Below are 14723 nucleotides of genomic sequence, written 5' to 3'. Positions count from 1 at the left end.
TACTCCTGCATTCAAATTGAGCGTCTTATGTTAAGACCAACTAATTTTACGGCAAGACTTAATTTGAGACGCTTTAACCTCGAAGTAAGACGCTAACTGGCTACTCAGCCCTTTCTACTTAAAATCTCGCCAGTACTTCTCTTAGCAAAAAGCTTTAAGACTCGTATGACCGTGATTCACAACAGCTTGTTACTCAGCAAAAATTCAGGCGAGAAACACAGCAGAACTATGCTTCTCGCCTGAATAATATTAGATCTCTAGACTTTAGTTCAGCTAATTCTTAAGCAGAACGCCGCTGTTCCTGATGTTGTCCTTTTGCAAACTCCTCGACCATCTTGTCTATAAAGGCAGGAATGTCGCTAGGATTCCGACTCGTTACCAATCCCTGATCAACTACGACCTCCTGATCGACCCAGTTTGCACCTGCATTCTTTAAGTCAGTTTTAAGAGAGGGCCAGGAAGTTACCGTGCGCCCCTTCACAACATCTGCCTCAATCAACGTCCATGGCCCATGACAAATTGCGGCAACGGGCTTGCCCGCTTCAAAAAACGACTTAATGAATTTCACTGCTTTTTCATTAGTGCGTAATTGGTCGGGGTTCGCTACGCCGCCCGGCAACAAAAGAGCATCATAATCACCAGGATTTGCATCATCTAGGATCAGGTTAACCGGAAAATTGTCACCTTTGTCAAAGTGATTCCAACCTTGAACAGTGCCACTTTTGGGTGAAATGATATGGGACTGAGCCCCTGCTTGCTCAAGAGCCTGCTTAGGCTCAGTCATTTCCACCTGCTCAAAACCATCCGTAACTAGAATGGCAACTTTTTTCTGATTGAGCTGCTGTGTCATCTTCAATTCCTCTATTCCGTCTCATCCACCGTGAATTTCCAGCCCAGAAAAAATACATAAATTTTCTGTTGAGACTGTTTCACACAGCGCACAAACACCAACCTATTGCAATTCTTCTCGCTGATCCTCTGTTTTCAGGGTGACCTTATTGAATGTCTCATTCTTCCTTTAGAGACATAAGTAAATTCTGCTCAGAAAGATACTTGGCACATAATCGGCTTCAGCCGAAACAGGATCAACCGCGTTTGTACAAGCTCTGAAATGACTTAAACAGAATTATTACTCTAGTCAACAATCTCAGAATTCACACTCTAATTTAGACTCAGCTGTATCAAGACTGGACTCATAGAAACGAGCTTAAGTCTTATTGTGAGACTAAAAAGGCTGTGCTAGAGCGGCAAAGCTAGTTGAAAAGTAATACATGTCAAGCAAGCATCTTGTAGAACTTGTAGAGGTCACACTCCATTGCATCTCTGTAAAGCTATTGGGGGCTAGCTACCTGTATCTAGAAGTAGATATGGCTTCATCAACTCGACAAATTCAAAATCTCAAGATTGCAGTGAGACTAAGTAGTATCAAATTTAGACCAACAACAATACAAGCAAGTCTCATTCTAAGACAAAGCTTAAGGAAGTGTGGTGACAAAGAGGATCATCGAAGCAGGCGATCGCTTTGTACAAATTCTTACTTAAAACAAAACCTAAATTTCAAGGGGCATTTTCTTCAAAAGAATGAATTTCAGAGGTGTCCTTGAAATGAACTCGCGATTCTTGCTTGAATGCTACGCCTCTAAGTAGGGAAAACAAATCAGACCTTAAAACCTTTTCTCAATTCTAGACTAAGCAAACTCAGATATAGACTCATACCGATATAATTGAGTCTATATCCGAGACAAAAACTCTATCTCAATAGAGACTCAGCAGTATCATCTATGGACTCAAATTGAGACAAGCAAGTCTCAATATAAATCAGCTTTTGCAAGAATTAAGACTAATCGTTCTAGAAATAAGACTAGTATTGATACTAGTGAGTCTCAAGATGGAAAGAAGTCATGGATGTTGAAACTTCAAGCAACCCTCAGGGATTGATGTCAGTCGAAGCCGTGCAAAAAGCTTTGAACCGCTCTCGCGCTTCGGTATATCGCTACGCCAACACCGATCCAGAGAACTCTAACCTGCCCTATGACCCTCAGAAGCTAAATCCTGAACTGCGACTCGACAAAGATGACCCACTGCTGTTTCATCCCAATGAGGTAGCCCGATTTGCAAAAGATGTATTAGGAATTAAGCAAGTCACCATCGAAATTCAACAACCTGCTGAGACGGTTACTCATGAATTGCTGCGAGCAATTTTGGCAGAGCTTCAGAGCATCCATGAACTGCTCAAAAACCCCTCCTAAATCGTTAAAACGTGAGTTCAAACGCAAGTCAAAATAGCTCCCTAATTTGCCAGAGGAAACCCCTACCAAAACAAGGTAAAAGCCGCTCTGCTTAAGCAATCCAAGCTTCTGTTGTAGAAGCGATAATAGGAATAGAGGTAAGCAGGAAGAAGCACAACATTACATGAAAATTCAGTCATCTGTATTGGTTCATTTAGGATTTGGTAAGTATGTGCGTTCAGATCAAGTGACTGCCGTAATACCAATTGAGGAAGACCGCGGACCCGGTCGTAGAACCTTTATTCAGCTTCAGGGGCAGTCTGACCCGTTGATTGCATCACGTGCAGAAGATTCCATTGTGCGTGACCTGGTGCAAGAGCCGCGTGAAGTGACTCAGTCTCGGCAGCAGCAGGAGATTCTGAGAGATTTGGTGAATGACTTGAGTAACGTCAATGCTACGGTTCGTCGGATTGCTCGTGACGAAGGTGGACTTGACTTGGAGCGTCTAGAGCGACGCATTCGTGAAGTACTAGAGGATTAGATTTTGCAGAATACTGACACAACCACTCTTATCCCAACTCAGCCTGTACGGTCTGCCCGGCTCTGGATGCCCGAGCGGGTCATGTTTACCCCAGCTGCTTTGGAAGAGCCTTGGGGACAGCAAATTCTTTCACGAGTACAGTCCCTCAACTTGCCTGTTGATGAGTTGCCTCGCAATCGTCTGACAGGGCTGAGAGGAGAGAGCGATCGCGACACCTATGACATTTCTAAACGTACTCTTGCCGTCGTCACCGCCCCACCCAGTGCCCTCAAACTTAGCCCGATTCCTCCCTCTGCCGACTGGCAATTTCACTTAGCAGAGGGCTGTCCGGCTCACTGTCAGTACTGTTATCTGGCTGGTAGTCTGTCTGGACCTCCTGTGATTCGCGCCTTTGCCAACCTACCGCAGATTTTAGACAACCTGACTCACTATAAGCAGCCTGGACAGATAACTTCCTTTGAAGTGAGTTGTTACACCGACCCGCTGGGTATTGAGCATTTGACAGGTAGCCTCGCCGAGTGCATTCGTCACTTTGGTCGGCAAGAGGGAATGCATCTTCGTTGGGTGTCCAAATTTGACGCAGTAGATGGACTGTTAGATTTACCACACAATGGGCACACTCGCTGTCGTGCCAGTGTCAATGCCACACCCATCTCCGGTCGGTTTGAAGGAGGCACTGCATCCGTTGCAGCCCGGCTCCAGGCATTACGCAAATTGGCACTGCCGCGATCGCAATCTGGAGGAGGTTATCCCATTGGTCTGGTGATTGCCCCAATCATGGTCATGGAGGATTGGGTTGAGCATTATACTCAGCTTCTAGACTCCATTAGCGAAGCTCTAGATTTTGACTGTGATCTGACTTTTGAACTCATTTCTCATCGTTTTACACCCAAATCCAAAGAAGTGTTGACCACCTGGTATCCACAGACCAAGCTGGACATGGACGAAACAACCCGTAGCGTTAAGCGCAACAAGTTTGGTGGGACCAAGTATGTTTATGACACTGACATCATGAAAGAGCTACGGCAGTTCTTTGAGCGTGAGATTGCTCAACGTTTTCCCAAAGCTCGAATCCTTTACTGGACATAGATCATCAAGGGTTGGGGGTTCGCCTCCCAACCCTCTTTTTTTCGGCTCACGTTTAGAGTAGGCAGAGCGAGCAAATTATAATCCTCGGCAATTGTACTCACTAAAGGTAGAGAAAAAGCTACTTATTTTTACTTATCATCTACGTCATAATCGACGGGAGACTTATGCAGTTAGAATTGTCTGCCCTAAAGGCTTTGACAAAATTCAAAACCTGCATGACAGCCTTATCCTCATGCTGTCAAACGTTGTGCTAACAGGGATTGCCTTTAGCAACTTCTTTTGGGCTGGAGGAATTCGGTCAGCAGTTGAGCGCTTATGAATTCAGAACTGCAATTTGGCTCTGGTTTGGCTCTTTTGACCGGGGTTTTGGCGATCGCCCTCTCCCTGGTGCATTTATTTGCGCGTAACATCCGATCCTTCAACACCATTCCACGTAGCCGCTGGCTCTCCTTCAGTAGCGGAGTTTCTGTAGCTTATGTATTTGTTCACATCCTGCCTGACCTGAGCGAAGCTCAAGAAACTATCCGTGAAACCTTAGACGAAACCTCGGTAAACCAGTCTCTATTATTTTTAGAACATCACATCTACCTGATGGCTCTCCTGGGCATCTCAGTCTTTTACGGACTAGAGCGGGCTGTTACCGTATCACGACAGCGCAACCAGGACTCCGGCAAAGGCGATATTCCCGAAATTGGCATATTCTGGCTACACATTGGCTCCTTTGCACTCTATAACGCCCTAATCGGCTACTTGTTGTTCCATCGTGAAGAACCGGGACTTTGGAGCCTACTCTTGTTTGCGATCGCCCTAGGGTTTCACTTCATCGTCAACGATTACGGGTTGCGCGACAACCATAAACACATTTACGACAAAACAGGACGCTGGATACTGGCAGCTGCAGTCCTTGTAGGAGTAGCAATTGGCTATGGCACTCACATTCACGAAGCAGCGATCGCCCTCCTCTTTGCCTTTTTAGCAGGAGGAATTATCCTCAACGTCCTTAAGGAGGAACTACCCGAAGATCGCGAAAGCCATTTTGGATCGTTTGCTCTGGGAGCAGGGATCTACGCAGTACTGCTGCTCACCGTTTAAAAAAGCTGATTAAAAAAGCTGACAAATTTTTATGAGACCAGCACCATCCGAATTATTTCTGGTACTAGTAGATGGAGTAGCTTAACTCCCTTGAGTAAGCATCAACGTCCGAGGAGTAAGGAGTAGTCGGTGAGCAAGTTAAATCCCATTCAGCTAGAGCAACTCAAAGAAATTGGCGTGCAGCTGCACCAAACGCGAGAGCAGCAGTCTAAATCCCTTGAAGAAGTTGCAGCCAAAACTTTTATCCCCCTGCGCCTGCTACAAGCCATAGAAGTCGGTCAAGCAGCAGTCCTACCTGAACCTGTCTTTATTCAGGGCTTTATTCGTCGCTATGGAGACCTTGTAGGACTGGATGGAATGGCTTTATCCAAACGGTTTTCACTGGATAGCACCACTGCTACATCCGCTAAAATTGAGCAACCCAAAGTTGCTTCTCCACAACCAATACAACCACAACCGCTACAACCACAACCCGTAAAATCTCAACCAGTCCTCCCTGAGCGGGAATTTCCTGCGGCAAAAGCCGTTTACACACCAACACTTAGCCCAAATACAACCAGCTCAGATGTTGAGCCAGAATTGACTCACTCAGGGTCTTCTAGAACGTCAACTCGCTTCAATCCGCTCTATGCACTCTATGGAATTGCCGGAATTCTCATCATTGGTGGAGGCATCTTCCTAATCAGCCAGATCAAGCCTCAGTCAAGCGAATCTTCGCAAGAAACGGCTGAATCCAATGTATCTAGTTCTTCCACTCCTACTGTTCCTCAGACCGAAGCAAGCCCTGTTGCCTCACCTCAGCCCTCAGCCGTCCCCACTGACGACATCGAAGTCAGTATTAACCTAACTGAAGCATCCTGGCTACGAGTTACCGTTGATGGCGAGATTCAGTATGAAGGAATCCTGCCCCAAGGAGAACAGCAAACTTGGAGTGCCAAAGAACAGGTAGTCATTAGAGCCGGAAATGCTGGAGCCGTTTTAGCCAGTCTCAATGGAGCATCCCCCCAACCCTTGGGAACTAGAGGAGCCGTTGCAACAGTCACTTTCCCCGAAGCCGAGTAGTTTTCCACCTGTGTAGGCTCGATTTCAAAAGCCAGAGTAACGGATGCTAAGTGGCAAACAGCACTCTCTAACTGTTGAACCCCAGTTACACGATTCCGAAACGGATGTTAGAATCCGCTCAAAAATCAGCCTATCCATCCCTGATAGATCTGCTTAATGAGCGGTGCATTCTGTTCTTATACGAAGTGCGTTCAATGATCTCGTTTTGGAATGAGGAGCTAGCACCATGGATCAAGGTTCACAAGAACTCCGTCGCGCTGCCGCTAAAGCATTTGAGCAGGCGATCGCCCAGCTAGAAACCACTCTGCAATTGCCCAATGAGGTCACTGATCTCACAACTTCTCCACCCGAAAACGCCAAACAGCAAGCCGATAGCGCTAATTCCGCCTTTGACCTGGATGCGCTGGCAGATGCCGCTGCCGACATTGAGCAATTCATTCAAGCAAAAACTCAGCTTCCAAACGAGCCTCCTGAGTCAAAGGAGTAGGGAATAAAGCAAAACTTCCTCCTCACTCCCTAGCTCCCAGCCCCTAAGCCCTCCCTCTGCCGCTGTGCCTCATATAAAATCAAAGCAGCTGCGATCGCCACATTCAGAGACTCTACACCCACTGCTAGAGGAATTTTGACCTGTACATCAGATATTGCTGTCAGTTCTTCTGATAGCCCAGCACCTTCGTTTCCCAGCAAAAGTAGCGTCGGTGGCTTAAAGTCTGCTTGCCAATAGGTCAACTCAGCCGTAGGCAACGTTGCCACCACCTGCACTCCCTGGGTCTGAAGCTGCAAGATCTCTGCCCGCAGATTTCTACTAGTTGCCATCGGCAACCGAAACCATTGTCCAGCCGATGCTCGCAGCACTTTAGGGTGGTCCAAATCAACACTATCTGCACTCACCCACAAACCGTCAGCACCAGCCGCCGCTGCCGTACGAATCACCGTACCCAAATTGCCCGGATCTTGCAGCGTTTCTAACGCGACAGCCAAACTGATCCTCGAATCAAGAGCATGATCATGCGATCGCCGTTCTGCCGCAGCAACTACGCCATCAGGTTGAACCGTGGTGGCGATCGCCCCCAACACCTCAGCACTCACCAGCTCTATCCGACTCGCCTGCCGACTCGCCCGCTCCCAGAGCTGAGCATGACGGTCTTGCCAGTCAGGAGTACAGCACACTACTGCCAAAGGACAGTTCACTGCACAAGCTTCCTCTAGCAAATGTGTCCCTTCCAGCAAAAATAATCCTTGTTCCCGCCGTTCCTTCGCGCGATGCAGCTTTCGCATCTGTTTGACCAGCGGATTTTGCAAACTAGTCAGCATCGCAACAAGCAAAATTTTGTCGAAGAATAGATTGAAATTTTGTTACAAAGGACGACAAACGTATAAGTAGTTTTGACGAATTACAGAACTTAGCTTGTTTCATAAAATCATTAAGCCCCGATCTAGCTCAAGCTAAATCGGGACTTAATTTCGCATTCAAAAATGCGGAACCCGGGACTTGAACCCGGAAGTCTTTGCAGACACTAGAACCTGAATCTAGCGCGTCTACCAATTCCGCCAGTTCCGCACTAGCGCTTTTTAGGGCTGCGATTCGCTATCATCCCCTAATCTTGAGCAACAGTCAAGCAAATCCCTAAATTAATTCTAGCCCGTAGGGAATTCTAGCTTCAGTTCAGCAAAATTGCTGTAAGTCAGAATTCTCGACATCTCAACACTTTCCGGTAGAATCAGAACCAAATTTGAAGTCACAGATAACCAACCGATTCTGGAGGACAGACCCATTACTCCTTCTTTTAGTTCATCAAGTAGTTCATCAAGCCCTCGCTCTCTGCCCGAGGAAGGCGACTCCGTACTCAAAATCTGGGGCAAAGCGCCTTTGCAGGGACAAGTAAAAATCAGCGGAGCCAAAAATTCAGCCTTAGTCGTTATGGCAGGCTCATTGCTTTGCCCTCAAGATTGCCGTATTCGCAACGTCCCGTCTCTGGTGGATGTACAGCGGATGGGCGAGATTTTGTCGTCTTTGGGCGTGAAGTTAGAACGGCATGGTGACGCTCTAGAAATCGATGCACGGCACATTGGACAATCTAAAGCCCCTTACGAGTTGGTTAGCCAACTCCGAGCTAGCTTTTTTGTGATTGGCCCACTGCTAGCGCGGTTAGGAGTTGCCAGAGTCCCACTACCGGGAGGATGTGCGATTGGTGCTAGACCTGTAGACCTGCACGTTAGAGGGCTACAGCAAATGGGAGCTGACGTGCAAATTGAGCATGGCACGGTTCATGCCTACACCACAGGAGCAAACAAGCGGCTCAAAGGAGCCAAAATATATCTAGACTACCCCAGCGTAGGTGCGACCGAAACGTTGATGATGGCAGCGACTCTAGCCGATGGAGAAACGGTGATTGAGAATGCTGCTCAGGAGCCAGAGGTTGTTGATCTGGCAAATTTCTGTCGAGCAATGGGGGCAAAAATTCGCGGAGCAGGAACCAACACCATCCTGATTTCAGGTGTACCGAGTTTGCACTCCACCGACTACTCCGTCATTCCTGACCGGATTGAAGCGGGGACTTTTTTGGTTGCTGGAGCAATTACCCATTCTGAAATTACCCTCGCTCCTGTTGTGCCAGACCACCTCGCGGCAGTCATTGCCAAACTTCAGGCGATCGGTGCAGAAGTGGTAGCTGACGCTCCTAATCGCCTGCGGATCATTCCCGCTCAAACTCACTTCGCTACAGACATCGAAACCTTGCCCTATCCTGGTTTCCCAACAGACATGCAGGCACAGTTTATGGCGCTGCTGACCCTCAGCGAAGGCGATAGCGTCATTACAGAAACCGTGTTTGAGAATCGTCTGCGCCACGTGGCAGAGCTAAACCGTATGGGCGCAGATATCCGCGTCAAAGGAACTCATGCCATTGTCCGGGGCGTCCCTCTATTGTCGGGCGCTCCAGTCGTAGCAACCGATCTGCGGGCTTCTGCTGCCCTAGTGCTAGCAGCCCTGGCAGCAGAGGGAATGACCACAATTCAAGGGCTACAGCACCTTGATCGGGGGTACGACAATCTGGAGGTCAAGCTGCAAAAACTAGGAGCTAAACTGCAACGAGTTCCAGCAGACCCATCAGAGATAATTCAACCCGTCTCAACTGACTCATCAGAAACAGGTGTCACAGCTTAATCAGTCCAACTGATGCGATCGCCTCTTAGCCCCGGCGATCGCTCCCCCGACAAGCTAAACTTCTCGCTATACTAAACTCGAAGCCGGGTGTAACCTGCTTTACAAAGTTTCCCTCCAGTTCGCCATGTCCTTCTCCAAAACTTTTCTGGTTGGTCTTAAATCTGACCAATTTCGTCACCCTTTAGATTTGAAAGCAACCCAAGCGCTAAAACAGCTTCCTGGCTTGGATTTGCTCATTCGCAATCTACTTGGGCCAATCGCTGAACAATTTTTCTATTTAGAGAATATTGCGTCCAGCATTTTAGTCAGTGAGCAGCAGTTGCCCGATTTGCACAAGCTGCTGGTCGAAGCCTGCCAGGTTCTAGATTTGGAGACTCCGCAACTCTACATCCGTCAACATCCAGTACCCAACGCCTACACGTTTGCGGTGCGAGGCAAGCAACCCTTTATCGTGGTTCACACCTCACTGATTGAGCTACTCACTCCTGAAGAAATTCAGGCAGTGATCGCTCACGAACTGGGTCATCTCAAGTGCGATCATGGAGTTTACCTGACCCTAGCCAACTTAGTCGTGTTGGCAGCAGGAAACCTGATCCCGTTAGGAGGAGTGATCGCTCAAAACCTTCAGGCACAGATTTTGGAGTGGGTTCGCTGCGCTGAATTTACCTGCGATCGCGCTGCCTTGCTCGTTGCCCAAGATCCCCGTATCGTCGCATCCGTACTGATGAAGTTGACCGGTGGCTCACCCACCTTGTCCTCTCAGCTAAACCTGGATGCATTTCTGGCACAGGCTCGTTCCTACGATGACATCAGCGACAGTGAACTAGGCGAATTGCTGAAGCAAGCTCAAACTGCTCAACTGACTCACCCCGTTCCAGTATTGCGAGCAAGAGAAATTGATCGCTGGGCAGGCAGCCAAACTTACCAATCACTACTCCAAAACCGCACAATCGGCTATAATGGTGAAGCTAAACCAGAGGGCGGATGGCGAAATTGGTAGACGCACCACACTCAAAATGTGGCGGCTTCGGTCATGCGAGTTCGAGTCTCGCTCTGCCCATTAATTTGAATCAAGTTTCTCCAGAATAGGTTTCTTAAAAAACTTATCTGGGGAACAACGGTCAGCCAATAACCTGATAGGTGATAGGAGAAAATCAATGTCTCAACAGCTCAAGCGGTGGGAATCTCCCCGCCGGGAAGGTAGAAACGACAAAGGCAAAGGGGGCAGTGCCCGACAGCGACAAAAACTGAAGCAGCTAAAGGGTCTGCGGCAAAAGTTAAAGCGGCAAGCAGATCAGCCAGAAACTAAGAGGGGAGAGAGCGCAAGTTCTTTCCCCTCTTTTGCTTTCCCCAACCCTTCAGATTCGGATAGACTCTTGCAAGATTCGATTAAGTCATAAAAATCTAAAACATTCCGTACATAGGAGATGTTTAAGCGATCGCGGGAATAATGCTAGGAGAGACATCTTTTAGTCGCCGATTTTGGGCAACTGGACTCAAGAAATAGAGCAGTCCCACTCATAGAGTTGAGACCAAAGCTAAAATCGCCGAAGAATGCCTCTCTAAGTCCAGTCGTGTTAGCCCCAACAACCGCTATTGCAACGGCAAGAGGCGAGAATGTGAACATAGAAAACTTGAATCAGCAGCCGAAAATAGCTCAAATTCATTCATGCCAAGAATTGTTTGATCAAGCCCCAGCAGGTTACTTAATCACTGACCGAGCAGGGCTTGTGCAGGAGGCAAATCAAGTAGCCGCACATCTATTTGGAGTTGCTAACGGTCAACTGCTAGGCAAGTCTCTAGCTGCTTTTGTAGCTGCTGAAAGTTTAGAGCAATTTTTGTTGATGTTAGCTCAGTCACAGCAAGACTCAGCAGGGCAGTCAGCAGAAATTTGCTTCGTTACGCCTCAGGGAAATTCGCTTCATACAATTCTCAGCATCAACGCAGTTTTTGACTTGACAGGTCAAGTAGCGGGGTTACGGTGGCTAATTCAAGACATTAGCGATCGCAAACAAACCGAAACACAGCTTCAACAGCAGGTAGAACAGGGAAAGTGGCTGGGGGCGATCGCTCGCCGCATTCGTCAATCGCTCAACCCTCAAGAAATTCTAGACGCTACGGCAACTGCTACCAAGTCATTTTTTCAAGCAGATCGAGTGCTGATTTCTCGCGCCAGACCAAATGGTGACTGGGTCAATGTAACCGAAGCACTTGAATCAGGTTGGATCTCCGTTTTAGGTTTTGCAGTAGAAAAAGAGTGGGTAACAGAGCGTCTTGATGTCTACCAACAAAAAGGCGCATACACCATTCACAACATTGAGCAGGCTAGTCTTTCACCGAGAAGTCTGGAACTGCTCCATCACTACCAAATTCAAGCGCTCCTGTCCATTCCAATTATTCAAGACGAGCAGGTTCTGGCATTTCTATCGGTGCATCAGTGCCGTAGCCCCCGTAACTGGCAAATGTCAGAAATTGATGCACTCCAACAGCTAGCAGACCATCTAGCAACCGCTCTCCACCAGTCAGAGCTTTATCAACAGATTCAGCGACTCAACGCCGACTTAGAAAAAGAAGTGCAGCGGCGCACGATTGAAGTACAGAGAGCAGTGGCATTTGAATCAATGCTGAAGCGAATTACTGATAAAGTGCGAGATTCGCTTGACGAAAGTCAGATTCTAGAAACTGCTGTACGTGAGCTGACCCTGGTGCTGGGCTTGAGCGGCTGTAACGCAGCGCTGTACGACCTCGACCAGGGCACGTCCACCATTCACTACGAATACATTGACTCGATTCCTGCGTATCAGGGAAGAGTTGCTCAGATGAACCATTTCCCAGAGATTTACAGCCAGCTACGGCAGGGCTATTACTTTCAATTTTGCTCCCTATCGCCCAACCCGGTCCGGGGACAGGTTGCAATGCTGGCCTGCCCAATTTTCGTTGATTCAGAGTCTTCTCAGGGTGTTGAGCAAGTCGTTTTAGGCGACCTGTGGTTAATCAACCACAAAGATTATGTGTTCAGCGAGTTTGAAATTCGCCTGGTCAGGCAGGTTGCGAACCAGTGTGCGATCGCCATTCGTCAAGCTCGACTGTATCAAGCAGCTCAGGTTCAGGTGCGTGAGTTAGAAAGACTCAATCGCCTCAAGGACGAATTCCTCAGCACCGTTTCCCATGAATTGCGGACTCCCATCTCCAACGTCAAGATGGCAATTCACATGCTCAGAACTGCCACAACGGAAGAGAAGCGGCAGCGGTATCTAGAAATTTTGGACGCAGAATCGACCCGTGAAGCGGAACTGATCAACGACCTGCTCGATTTGCAGCGGCTAGAAGATGCTTGCTACCCCATCACCTTCGAGGTCATTCGTCTACAAGATTGGCTACCGGGGATCACAGAACCCTTCCATGCTCGAACTACAGTTCACGATCAAATCCTAGATGTTTCCTACCCTTCTAATCTGCTGCCGATGGTGGCAGACCCAGTTGTCTTGCGACGAATCCTCGCAGAACTGTTGAACAATGCCTGCAAATATACTGTTCCTGCGGGTGAGATTTATCTCAAGGTGTCTCAGGAATCAAACCTCGGCTTGAACTTAAATTCAATAACGGTCTTTACCCTTCGCAATCGGGCAAATATTCCTCATTCTGAACTGCCCCATATTTTTGAGAAATTTTACCGGGTTCCCAATGCTGATCCCTGGAAACGGGGCGGGACGGGATTAGGGCTGGCGCTCGTACAAAAGCTGGTAGAACAGTCTGGCGGAACAATCAAGGCGGAAAGCACAGATGGCTGGACATCTTTCACGGTGCGGCTACCCACTCAGATCCAGACGGAGATTTAGACGTTAGGCATTGCTAATTTGAAGTTACGAATCCGGTAGAGGCGTTTCGCGAAATGTCCTTGTAGGTAACGAACAGCCCCGCGTTAAAATGAGAAGTCTCATCTGGGCTATTTTTTGTTGAGTGGCGATCGCGCTCTAAATCTGGCAGAGTGATTCAGAAGGTATTGCTGCCATTTACCTATGATATCTGCTCGTTTTATTCGATTTTTTCAGCACCTTAATCTAGCAACCATCAGGAAAACGATTGATTGCGTAGGCAAGCAGCGTCTACCGGGTCTAGCTTCTGAGATGGCGTATAACGCGATGCTGGCCCTGTTTCCCGCAATTTTGGCTGTACTTACTGCAATTGGCTTGTTTCAACGCTTGCAGACTGCTTTTCAGCGTTTGGCAGATGAGGTGAGTGAACTAGCGCCTTTAGAGGCACTGGGGCTAATTCAGGGGGTCGCTAAAGAATTGAGTGAGAGCAGCAACGGTGGGCTGTTTTCCTTGAGCTTTGCGATCGCACTCTGGGCATCTTCTGGAGCGCTGAGTGCAGCCATGACCGCGCTTGACCAGATTCATCGAATTCCTCCAGAAAAAGTTCGCCCCTTTTGGAAGAAAAAGCTGATTTCCATTGGCTTGACGATCGGGACGATTTTGCTGCTGATGCTTGCCTCGACCCTCATTTTTGTAGGCGACCTGGTTGTTCGTCGGCTAGCGGATGTCAGCCTTCTAGAAACGTTGTGGCGACTGTTGACCTTTCCTCTAGCACTCGGCATTGTGTCGATTGCCTTTGCCTTTGTTTATCGCTTTGGCCCAAGTCAGTGGGTTCCAGGAAAACCCATTCTCCCAGGTGCAGTCCTGGCAGCGATATCCTGGGCTATCCTGTCCAACTTATTTCGTTTTTATGTTGCTCAGTTTGGCAACTACAACAAAGCTTATGGAGCTGTTGGAGCCGTAATTGTGCTGCTCTTGTGGCTCTACATGAGTTCTCTAGTGATGTTGATTGGAGATCAGTTGAATGTAACCGTTGGCGAATCGATGCAAAGACGGGCGAAGCTAGTTCGGCATCACCATGATGAAACTGAGGATGTAGCGATCGTTAAACCTGACACAGCTCAGCCCCAATCACGCCGTCTAAAATTGGTGCGAGGGTTTCGCATTGGGCGTAAGTAAAATCCGATAGAGCCACAGCTCTCAGCGTTTTATGCGCTGGATGAAGTCAAAAACCCCGGCTCCAATCGACAGGAAAATTAAGAGCCAGATCACCAAACCTGGCAAAAACGTCAAAATCCCAATGCCTCTCAGCACCCAAACTACCAGTGTAATCCCCACAAATGATAGAAAAATCGCGGTTTCTGTCCTGACCGATCTGCTCATCTTTCTTCCTCAGACAGCGACCTACAGCTTATACACACCGAGTTACGTCCACCTGCGGCTTTGAATGCCCGTCAGAATTCCAACCCCGATGGACAACAGCACGATTGCCCCGACTGCGGGTCTAGGAATCGCTACACCGTAAGCCTGTAGCAATAGGATGATCGCTACTGCTACCAGCAGAAAACCAAAAACGTATAGAACAATCGTAATGGCAAGATTGGGGGTTCTACCCACAAACTCTTCTCCTCACACCTTTAGAAATTGCAACCCCCATTGTGACATGGCAAGGGTCAGCCCGTTCTAACCGAATTAAGCTGTAGGCGAAACAGCATATTCGCAAAGAAAAT

The 14723-nt window shown here is 48.1% G+C and carries 15 protein-coding genes and 2 tRNA genes; 12 read left to right on the top strand and 5 right to left on the bottom strand.

The window, feature by feature from the left end; translation table 11 throughout:
• Positions 1 to 280: 280 nt before the first annotated feature.
• Entirely contained in the window at positions 281 to 850 is a 570-nt protein-coding gene (locus H6F88_RS22265; RefSeq protein ID WP_190644921.1) for a type 1 glutamine amidotransferase domain-containing protein, read from the bottom strand.
• 1051 nt (positions 851 to 1901) lie between these two features.
• Between H6F88_RS22265 and H6F88_RS22260 the strand changes: the two genes are divergently transcribed.
• The 6 genes from H6F88_RS22260 (at position 1902) to H6F88_RS22235 (ending at position 6499) form a co-directional block, all read left to right on the top strand.
• Positions 1902 to 2249 (top strand): resolvase, encoded by a 348-nt coding sequence (locus tag H6F88_RS22260; RefSeq protein ID WP_190644920.1) that lies wholly within the window; start codon positions 1902 to 1904, stop codon positions 2247 to 2249.
• Between the two features lie 163 nt (positions 2250 to 2412).
• On the top strand, positions 2413 to 2769 hold the full coding sequence (locus tag H6F88_RS22255; RefSeq protein WP_190644919.1) for a hypothetical protein: 357 nt from the start codon (positions 2413 to 2415) through the stop codon (positions 2767 to 2769).
• A 66-nt stretch (positions 2770 to 2835) separates the two neighbouring features.
• Positions 2836 to 3858 carry a spore photoproduct lyase family protein gene (locus tag H6F88_RS22250; protein ID WP_190644958.1) on the top strand — a complete coding sequence of 341 codons (1023 nt, stop codon included), beginning with the start codon at positions 2836 to 2838 and terminating at the stop codon, positions 3856 to 3858.
• 315 nt (positions 3859 to 4173) lie between these two features.
• The gene (locus H6F88_RS22245; protein WP_190644918.1) at positions 4174 to 4950 is read left to right on the top strand and encodes a hypothetical protein; all 777 of its coding nucleotides are present in this window, start codon (positions 4174 to 4176) and stop codon (positions 4948 to 4950) included.
• Positions 4951 to 5079: 129 nt separating this feature from the next.
• The gene (locus H6F88_RS22240) at positions 5080 to 6012 is read left to right on the top strand and encodes a helix-turn-helix domain-containing protein (RefSeq protein ID WP_190644917.1); all 933 of its coding nucleotides are present in this window, start codon (positions 5080 to 5082) and stop codon (positions 6010 to 6012) included.
• A 226-nt stretch (positions 6013 to 6238) separates the two neighbouring features.
• Entirely contained in the window at positions 6239 to 6499 is a 261-nt protein-coding gene (locus H6F88_RS22235) for a hypothetical protein (protein ID WP_190644916.1), read from the top strand.
• A gap of 29 nt (positions 6500 to 6528) precedes the next feature.
• Here the strand turns inward: H6F88_RS22235 and H6F88_RS22230 are convergent, their stop codons facing one another.
• Both H6F88_RS22230 and H6F88_RS22225 read right to left on the bottom strand, forming a co-directional pair.
• Positions 6529 to 7326 (bottom strand): RNA methyltransferase, encoded by a 798-nt coding sequence (locus tag H6F88_RS22230; protein ID WP_190644915.1) that lies wholly within the window; start codon positions 7324 to 7326, stop codon positions 6529 to 6531.
• Positions 7327 to 7489: 163 nt separating this feature from the next.
• Positions 7490 to 7573 (bottom strand) — tRNA-Leu (locus tag H6F88_RS22225).
• Positions 7574 to 7771: 198 nt separating this feature from the next.
• Between H6F88_RS22225 and murA the strand changes: the two genes are divergently transcribed.
• From murA to H6F88_RS22195, 6 genes are all read left to right on the top strand, one after another.
• Positions 7772 to 9178 (top strand): UDP-N-acetylglucosamine 1-carboxyvinyltransferase, encoded by a 1407-nt coding sequence (gene murA / locus H6F88_RS22220; protein ID WP_190644957.1) that lies wholly within the window; start codon positions 7772 to 7774, stop codon positions 9176 to 9178.
• A gap of 124 nt (positions 9179 to 9302) precedes the next feature.
• Positions 9303 to 10178, top strand: a complete 876-nt coding sequence (locus tag H6F88_RS22215; protein WP_190644914.1) for a M48 family metallopeptidase — start codon at positions 9303 to 9305, stop codon at positions 10176 to 10178.
• Positions 10157 to 10238: transfer RNA gene (locus H6F88_RS22210), tRNA-Leu, on the top strand. The genes H6F88_RS22215 and H6F88_RS22210 overlap by 22 nt, the downstream gene beginning before the upstream one ends.
• 97 nt (positions 10239 to 10335) lie before the next feature.
• The gene (locus H6F88_RS22205) at positions 10336 to 10578 is read left to right on the top strand and encodes a hypothetical protein (RefSeq protein ID WP_190644913.1); all 243 of its coding nucleotides are present in this window, start codon (positions 10336 to 10338) and stop codon (positions 10576 to 10578) included.
• 279 nt (positions 10579 to 10857) lie between these two features.
• The gene (locus H6F88_RS22200) at positions 10858 to 13017 is read left to right on the top strand and encodes a GAF domain-containing protein (protein WP_206756461.1); all 2160 of its coding nucleotides are present in this window, start codon (positions 10858 to 10860) and stop codon (positions 13015 to 13017) included.
• A gap of 180 nt (positions 13018 to 13197) precedes the next feature.
• Positions 13198 to 14172 carry a YihY/virulence factor BrkB family protein gene (locus H6F88_RS22195; RefSeq protein ID WP_190644911.1) on the top strand — a complete coding sequence of 325 codons (975 nt, stop codon included), beginning with the start codon at positions 13198 to 13200 and terminating at the stop codon, positions 14170 to 14172.
• Positions 14173 to 14193: 21 nt separating this feature from the next.
• Here H6F88_RS22195 and H6F88_RS22190 read toward each other — a convergent pair whose 3' ends face one another.
• Positions 14194 to 14376 carry a hypothetical protein gene (locus H6F88_RS22190; RefSeq protein ID WP_190644910.1) on the bottom strand — a complete coding sequence of 61 codons (183 nt, stop codon included), beginning with the start codon at positions 14374 to 14376 and terminating at the stop codon, positions 14194 to 14196.
• A gap of 42 nt (positions 14377 to 14418) precedes the next feature.
• The gene (locus H6F88_RS22185; RefSeq protein WP_190644909.1) at positions 14419 to 14610 is read right to left on the bottom strand and encodes a hypothetical protein; all 192 of its coding nucleotides are present in this window, start codon (positions 14608 to 14610) and stop codon (positions 14419 to 14421) included.
• Positions 14611 to 14723 lie beyond the last annotated feature (113 nt).

The organism is Oculatella sp. FACHB-28, assembly GCF_014696015.1.
GTDB lineage: Bacteria > Cyanobacteriota > Cyanobacteriia > Elainellales > Elainellaceae > JAAUTN01.
This window is presented reverse-complemented; position numbering and strand designations above follow the sequence as displayed.